Origin of the sequence: Paenibacillus castaneae, from assembly GCF_002884445.1 — a bacterium.
GTDB lineage: Bacteria > Bacillota > Bacilli > Paenibacillales > Paenibacillaceae > Pristimantibacillus > Pristimantibacillus castaneae.
Window position 1 is genome coordinate 61,806 of sequence record NZ_KZ614144.1, and the last position, 7,135, is coordinate 68,940.

At 45.6% G+C, this 7,135-nt stretch carries 7 protein-coding genes, 1 pseudogene, 2 riboswitches and 1 other annotated feature; all 8 genes and pseudogenes read left to right on the forward strand.

Annotated elements, in window-relative coordinates; translation table 11 throughout:
• The first annotated feature begins 5 nt into the window (after window positions 1-5).
• Window positions 6-854: a dihydropteroate synthase gene (gene folP, locus CEF13_RS00310; RefSeq protein WP_102708901.1), complete on the forward strand. Its 849-nt coding sequence runs from the start codon at window positions 6-8 to the stop codon at window positions 852-854.
• A 62-nt stretch (window positions 855-916) separates the two neighbouring features.
• Complete coding sequence (gene folB, locus CEF13_RS00315) at window positions 917-1,303, forward strand: dihydroneopterin aldolase (protein WP_102708902.1); 387 nt, start codon at window positions 917-919, stop codon at window positions 1,301-1,303.
• Window positions 1,281-1,835, forward strand: a complete 555-nt coding sequence (gene folK, locus CEF13_RS00320) for a 2-amino-4-hydroxy-6-hydroxymethyldihydropteridine diphosphokinase (RefSeq protein WP_102708903.1) — start codon at window positions 1,281-1,283, stop codon at window positions 1,833-1,835. The genes folB and folK overlap by 23 nt, the downstream gene beginning before the upstream one ends.
• The gene (locus tag CEF13_RS00325) at window positions 1,787-1,999 is read left to right on the forward strand and encodes a helix-turn-helix domain-containing protein (protein WP_102708904.1); all 213 of its coding nucleotides are present in this window, start codon (window positions 1,787-1,789) and stop codon (window positions 1,997-1,999) included. The genes folK and CEF13_RS00325 overlap by 49 nt, the downstream gene beginning before the upstream one ends.
• Window positions 2,000-2,034: 35 nt before the next feature.
• Window positions 2,035-2,274, forward strand: a pseudogene (locus tag CEF13_RS00330) (tRNA-dihydrouridine synthase); the annotation flags it as partial.
• Window positions 2,275-2,691: 417 nt separating this feature from the next.
• Entirely contained in the window at window positions 2,692-3,168 is a 477-nt protein-coding gene (greA, locus tag CEF13_RS00335) for a transcription elongation factor GreA (protein ID WP_102708905.1), read from the forward strand.
• A 177-nt stretch (window positions 3,169-3,345) separates the two neighbouring features.
• On the forward strand, window positions 3,346-4,854 hold the full coding sequence (gene lysS / locus CEF13_RS00340) for a lysine--tRNA ligase (RefSeq protein WP_102708906.1): 1,509 nt from the start codon (window positions 3,346-3,348) through the stop codon (window positions 4,852-4,854).
• A gap of 165 nt (window positions 4,855-5,019) precedes the next feature.
• Window positions 5,020-5,098: riboswitch (cyclic di-GMP riboswitch) on the forward strand.
• Window positions 5,099-5,150: 52 nt separating this feature from the next.
• A riboswitch (cyclic di-GMP riboswitch) is annotated at window positions 5,151-5,230 on the forward strand.
• 14 nt (window positions 5,231-5,244) lie between these two features.
• Entirely contained in the window at window positions 5,245-6,051 is an 807-nt protein-coding gene (locus CEF13_RS00345) for a transglutaminase-like domain-containing protein (protein WP_244917025.1), read from the forward strand.
• Window positions 6,052-6,591: 540 nt separating this feature from the next.
• Window positions 6,592-7,135 (forward strand) — a sequence feature (16S ribosomal RNA rRNA prediction is too short).

Consider the following 7,135-nt stretch of genomic DNA (forward strand, 5'->3'; position numbering starts at 1 on the left):
TTACAATGATTAAGCATCCACAATTTCAGCAAAGAACCTATGACCTTCAAGGCGGCGTGCATTTAGAGCTTGGCCATCGGACACTTATTATGGGCATTCTGAATGCGACGCCTGACTCTTTCTCCGATGGAGGACGTTATACGAATATCGAAGCTGCGGTTGCACATGCAGCTGCAATGGTGGAGAATGGTGCTGATATTCTGGATATTGGCGGTGAATCGACGCGTCCTGGCTTTACGCCGGTTGGCGAAGAAGAGGAAATTCGACGAATTATTCCTGTTATTCGGGCTGTTCGCGAAGCGCTGCCTCATATACCACTCTCCATTGATACGTATAAGGCGAATACTATGCGCCAAGCATTAGAAGCGGGCGCACATATTATAAATGACATCTGGGGTCTTAAGGGCGACCCCGAAATGGCTGCAGTGGCGGCTGAATATGACTGTCCAGTCATTATCAGTCATAACCGCCACGCTCGGGACTACCAGAATCTCGTCCCGGACGTGCTCTCTGATCTGCAGGGCAGCATCGAGATCGCTCTTGCAGCCGGCGTCGCCGAAGACCGGATATGGCTTGATCCCGGCATCGGCTTCGCCAAAACCTATGAGGACAACCTCGAGATGCTAGGTCATCTTTCAGAGCTTGCAGCGCTCGGCTATCCGGTACTGCTCGGCACCTCGCGCAAAGGCTTTATTCGGCAGACATTGAATCTGCCGGTTGAAGAGCTTGTCGAAGGGACGGCTTCGACCGTCACCCTCGGGATCGCGCAGGGCTGCCAAATTATGCGCGTTCATGATGTGCGCGCGATTAAACGTACCGCGATTATGACAGATGCTGTTCTTTACCGCAGCTAGTTAGTTGCGCTTGGAAAAGCAAAGCATATATACAATAACTTCAGAGCAGGAGAGTGGACAATATGGATAACATGATTATTAAAGGCATGCGCTTTTACGGTTATCATGGTGTATTTCCAGAGGAGAACAAGCTGGGGCAACAGTTTTATGTCGATATTGAATTGCGGATGGATCTGGAGCAAGCGGCACAAACGGATGATCTTAACTACACGATTAATTATGCTGAAATTCATGGATTCGCCAAAGCAATCGTGGAAGGCCCTCCATTTAAGCTCATTGAAGCTTTAACAGGCCATATTGCATCACGGGTATTGGAAGCTTATACTATGGTAAATGAAGTGACGGTACGAGTAACGAAGCCGCATCCGCCGTTTGACATCCACTTTGACGGGGTAACGGTGGAGATGCGCAGAAAGCGGGACGCTGATGGACGAACAATTCCCGCCTGAAGGCGTTTGGGCGGAAGCTTATATCGCACTGGGTTCTAATATGGGGGAACGCGAGCAGCTGCTAATGGAAGCCATTGCGCTTATTGACTCGCATCCGCATATTGAGGCATCCAGAGTATCGGGCATTTATGAGACAGATCCAATTGGCTATACGGATCAGCCTCCTTTTCTCAATATGGTTATGGCTGTGCGGACGACACTCCCTCCATTGGTCCTACTGCGCCTGCTTCTTTCATTTGAGCAGAAGCTTGGGCGGGTTAGACACATACGTTGGGGACCTAGGACCATTGACCTCGACCTGCTCCTATATCATAATGTCATAATGGATCAAGAAGAGCTGACACTGCCGCATCCGCGTATGCTGGAGCGGTCGTTCGTGCTGGTGCCGCTGCATGATGTCATCGAACAAATGCACCCCCTGCAGGAGCAAGTGAAGGCAGCGTCTGAAGCAGCGCTTCATGATGGAAAGGAAGGCATCACGTTATGGAAAACAATCAATTGGCGCAGCGCGTCAGAGCCTTTAGAAAGCTGAAGGGCTATACTCAGCAAGAGCTTGCCAAGGAGCTTGGCGTATCTGTTGCGGTTCTCGGATCGCTTGAACGTGGAACAAGGAAGACAGATCCAAAGCTGCTGAACCATATCGCGAGAACGTTAGGAATCAGCTACGAGGAATTAATGTCCGATGATCGTGAATAATGATGATAGCTGCAACAGTTAATAGATCTTATTAACTTAAAATGCGCATTGGATGGGATAGCGATCATATCTACGCGGTGGAGAATGCACGGGCAGTAGAACGGGCTGGCGGTAAAGCGGTTAGCGTTCATGGCCGTACACGCGAGCAATTGTATACAGGCAAGGCTAATTGGGACATTATAAAGGAAGTTAAAGAGGCGGTTAGGATTCCCGTAATTGGCAATGGCGATGTATTTTCTCCAGAGGAAGCTAAACGCTTGCTGGATCATACGGACCATGGTAGCCATCTTGGAGAACTATGTTCGAACACTGGAAGAGAAAGCCGAAATGGAGCTGCAAAACGCAGGATCCGCAACAAATTCGGCTGTAGCCGAGCAGGCTGCTCACTAGTATAAACATCAATCGAATATAAAGGATACCGGAGTACATAGAGCCATCCGACACCATTTGACAACAGCCGCTTCTAGGCGGCTTCTGTTTCGCCTGATAGGAATGAAACGGTTTCACTGGTTCGTTTGGCTTTGATTGACATTCAGGGTACGTTTGCAATATAATCGTGCAATATAATCAATAAATACATCAAGAGCGCTTCAAACAACAGCAGGTATGATGGGGAAGAAGCGTAATATATTAGGTATCAGTGAATTCATACGAGGTATGAAAATTAGTCACATGACAGGAGAATCGGATAGATGAACGATAAGCAAATCATTCTGACTCAAGAAGGGCTGCGGAAGCTCGAAGATGAACTTGAGAACCTAAAGTCGGTCAAACGTCGTGAAGTCGCTGAACGTATCAAAGTGGCAATTGGCTATGGCGATATCAGTGAAAACTCGGAGTATGAGGATGCGAAGAATGAGCAAGCATTCATTGAAGGCCGTGTTCTTACCCTTGAGAAAATGCTGCGCAATGCGCGAATTATAAATAATGACGATATTGATATTGATATCGTAAGTATCGGTTCCATTGTAACGGTGGAGGATATGGAGTTCGGTGATACCATGGAGTATTCCATCGTTGGTACTGCTGAAGCAGATCCGCTGCAAAACAAAATTTCGAATGAAAGTCCGGTTGGTAAAGCGATTTTGGGCAAAAAACAAGGCACAATCGTGGAAGTTAACGTCCCAGTGGGCATCATTCAATACAAAATTCTCGATATTAAAAAATAAGGTTTGCAATGTGCAGTTCGGAAAGCTTCCTTGTGGGAAGCTTTTTGAACGTTTAGAATAGAAGAATGTATTTTAGTTGTACGTTGTTCTAGTTCATATTTTACCGCGAAACGAGTTTGACGGTCTGTATTCGTTAAAGCCGTTTACGCTTGCCGATCGTGTCAAGGAGATGAAGAAGTGGAAAATCAAAATAACGAGCAAGAGCTAAGTGAGCTTTTGCAAATTCGCAGGGACAAACTGGACGAGCTTCGCAGTCTAGGCGTGGATCCGTTCGGTCGCAAATTCGAACGCACTCATCAAGCGAAAGAAATTGTATCTGCCCATGAAGCTTCCAGCAAAGAAGAAATTGAAGAGCTTAATGAAAAGGTTAGCATTGCCGGCCGTATTATGCAGAAGCGCGGTATGGGTAAAGCGGGATTCGCTACCATTCAAGATTTAAGCGGAAAAGTTCAAATTTATGTCCGTAAGGACAGCATTGAAGAGCACAAGTTTGCAGCCTTCGATTTGCTTGATATTGGCGACATTATTGGTGTGCACGGCGTCGTATTCAAAACAAAAACAGGCGAAGTCTCAGTTAAAGCGCTTGATATTGAAGTACTGACGAAATCGCTGCTCCCATTGCCGGACAAGTACCATGGCTTGAAGGATGTCGAGCTTCGTTATCGCCAGCGTTATGTTGACCTTATCGTGAATCCGGATGTTCAACAAACCTTTATTGCACGTTCCAAAATCATTCAATCCATGCGTCGCTACTTAGACTCCCGCGGCTACCTAGAGGTAGAAACGCCAACCTTGCATTCCATTGCAGGGGGAGCAGCGGCACGTCCTTTTGAAACGCATCATAATGCGCTGGATATGAAGCTGTATATGCGTATTGCGATCGAGCTTCATTTGAAGCGTCTGATCGTAGGCGGACTGGAGAAGGTATATGAGATTGGACGCGTTTATCGGAATGAAGGCATTTCGACTCGCCACAATCCTGAATTTACGATGATTGAGCTGTACGAAGCTTATGCCGACTACAAGGATATTATGGCATTGACCGAAAATCTTATCGCGCACATCGCACAAGAGGTGCTTGGCACAACAAAAATTACGTATCAAGGCCAAGAGGTGGATCTAACACCGCAGTGGCGCCGCGTAAGTATGGTTGAGATTGTCAAAGAAATCACTGGTGTTGATTTCGGCGCTGAGATGAGTGATGAAGAAGCACAGCGATTGGCAAAAGAACATAAGGTCGCAGTTGATGCGCATATGACATTTGGCCATATCTTGAATGCATTCTTCGAGCAATTCTGTGAGCATACTTTGATCCAGCCAACATTTGTTACCGGTCATCCAGTAGCTATTTCACCGCTTGCGAAGAAAAGTGAAGCAGATCCGCGCTTTACTGATCGTTTTGAGCTGTTTATCGTAGCGCGCGAGCATGCCAATGCATTCACCGAGCTGAACGATCCAATCGATCAGCGTGAGCGTTTCGAATCGCAGCTTGTTGAACGCGAGCATGGAAATGATGAAGCGCATGAGATGGACGAAGATTTCATTCGCGCTCTGGAGTACGGCATGCCGCCAACAGGCGGACTAGGAATCGGTGTTGACCGACTTGTTATGCTGCTTACAGACGCTCCGTCGATTAGAGATATTTTGCTGTTCCCTCATATGAGAGATCAACGTTCAGGTGAATAACCATAAAGAACTGTTAGGCATTGCTGCCTGGCAGTTCTTTTTTTGATTCCATAGCTGAGAGGTAACTGCAGCAACCTATTCTAATCACCAAATTCCGATGAATTATTTTGTCTGTATATATGATTTTGTGGATTTATATGGTAAAATAGAGCTTATAAAAGCGTTACACGATAACGGCAAACCTATCGAAAGGTAGGGACGCAAAGCTAAAGGGCCTTCCCATAGATGGCAGCCAGCTACCGAATGGACAGGCTTTTTTTGTTTTTTATAGGACAAGCTTGATTATTAGAAACTTCATACGATAATGGCAAACCTATCGAAAGGTAGGGACGCAAAGCTAAAGGGCCTTCATTAAGATGGCAGCCTGGCCACCGAAAGGAGTTTTTGTCTGTGCGAAAGCTTATTCTATTGATAATGGCAGCATTCGTTTTATTGTTATCGTCTCACATGCCGGCAGCACAAGCAGATGAAGCAGTAGGCTGGTTAAATACAACAAGCCTGAACAAGGGAATTATTGCGGTTCATTACGAAGTGAATACAAAAGTGAAGACAAAGCTAATGATTGCAAAAGGCGCAAGCAATTATACATATAATTTATCAGCGAATAAAGAGGAGGAATGGTTTCCCCTACAGCTTGGTAACGGTGAGTATACGATTTCTCTTATGGAGAACCTAAGCGGCAATAAATATAAAATTGTAAATAAGGATAAGATTACGCTTCAATTGAAGGACATCAATGCCGTGTATTTGAACTCGACTCAAAATATTGCTTGGACAAGCAGTAGCGATGCCATCCTTAAAGCAAAACAATTAACAAAAAGCAAAAAGACCGACGATGAGAAGGTAAAAGCCATTCATGAGTATGTGATTAGTAATATTAGCTATGATAATAAGTTAGCGGCCAACCTCCCAGCCGACTATCTTCCAAGCATTGATCGTACTTTTCAATCCCAGAAGGACATTTGCTACGGCTACGCTTCGTTATTCGCCGCCATGCTTCGCAGCTTGGATATCCCGACGAAGCTAATTATGGGCGAGAGCAGCTATGTAGATACTTACCATGCATGGAACGAAGTTTATCTAAATGGTAATTGGATCACGATTGATACGACAGTAGATGCGGGATTAAAGAAGAGCAACAAGAAGTTCGAGCTTATAAAGGATGCAGAGAAATATACGCCAAAGAAACAATATTAATTAGAAGAGACAGCGGCCCTCCTACCAATTAATTAGATAGCGTTTGAATTGTTAAACAAGCCTATTAACGAAACCATTCAATTCACTAAACCAATACAATGAATTCTACGAATCAAGCATCGCTATAAAACACATTCCTTCACAACGATTTAGCTGCCTAATCGCTTGCCTATTTCCCAATATCCTTTCTATCCTTTTAATAAGGTTCCATTATAAAAGAATTGCTTATCTAAGAAGCTCGTCTCTCTGTTCGAGTGCAGAGCGTAATAATGGAGCTGGAACAGATTGTTTAAACTAAAATAATACGTTATTAAAAAGATTTAAAGTTTTTCAAAATAAGTGTTGCAATCGTTTGGCCCACGTGATATATTATTTAAGTCGCCGCTGAGACTTACGGCAACAACGAACAAAACAAGCAACAAACGAAACAATAGATTGCTCTTTGAAAACTGAACAACGAGTAACAAACTGCCTCGCAAATCCTTCGGGATGAGCGAAAAAGCGATAAAAGTTTTTGAGCAAGACAAACACCAATTTGGAGAGTTTGATCCTGGCTCAGGACGAACGCTGGCGGCGTGCCTAATACATGCAAGTCGAGCGGAGTTGATAAGGTGCTTGCACCTTTGATACTTAGCGGCGGACGGGTGAGTAACACGTGGGTAACCTGCCTTTAAGACTGGGATAACATTCGGAAACGAATGCTAATACCGGATACGCGATACGGTCGCATGACTGAATCGGGAAAGATGGAGCAATCTATCACTTAGAGATGGACCCGCGGCGCATTAGCTAGTTGGTGAGGTAACGGCTCACCAAGGCGACGATGCGTAGCCGACCTGAGAGGGTGATCGGCCACACTGGGACTGAGACACGGCCCAGACTCCTACGGGAGGCAGCAGTAGGGAATCTTCCGCAATGGACGAAAGTCTGACGGAGCAACGCCGCGTGAGTGATGAAGGTTTTCGGATCGTAAAGCTCTGTTGCCAGGGAAGAATGCTTGGGAGAGTAACTGCTCTCAAGGTGACGGTACCTGAGAAGAAAGCCCCGGCTAACTACGTGCCAGCAGCCGCGGTAATACGTAGGG

Bases quoted from the DNA above. Each gene is read 5' to 3' on its own strand.
- greA (WP_102708905.1), top strand. From the start codon at position 2,692: ATGAACGATAAGCAAATCATTCTGACTCAAGAAGGGCTGCGGAAGCTC.
- folB (WP_102708902.1), top strand. From the start codon at position 917: ATGGATAACATGATTATTAAAGGCATGCGCTTTTACGGTTATCATGGT.
- CEF13_RS00325 (WP_102708904.1), top strand. From the start codon at position 1,787: ATGGAAAACAATCAATTGGCGCAGCGCGTCAGAGCCTTTAGAAAGCTG.
- folK (WP_102708903.1), top strand. From the start codon at position 1,281: ATGGACGAACAATTCCCGCCTGAAGGCGTTTGGGCGGAAGCTTATATC.
- folP (WP_102708901.1), top strand. From the start codon at position 6: ATGATTAAGCATCCACAATTTCAGCAAAGAACCTATGACCTTCAAGGC.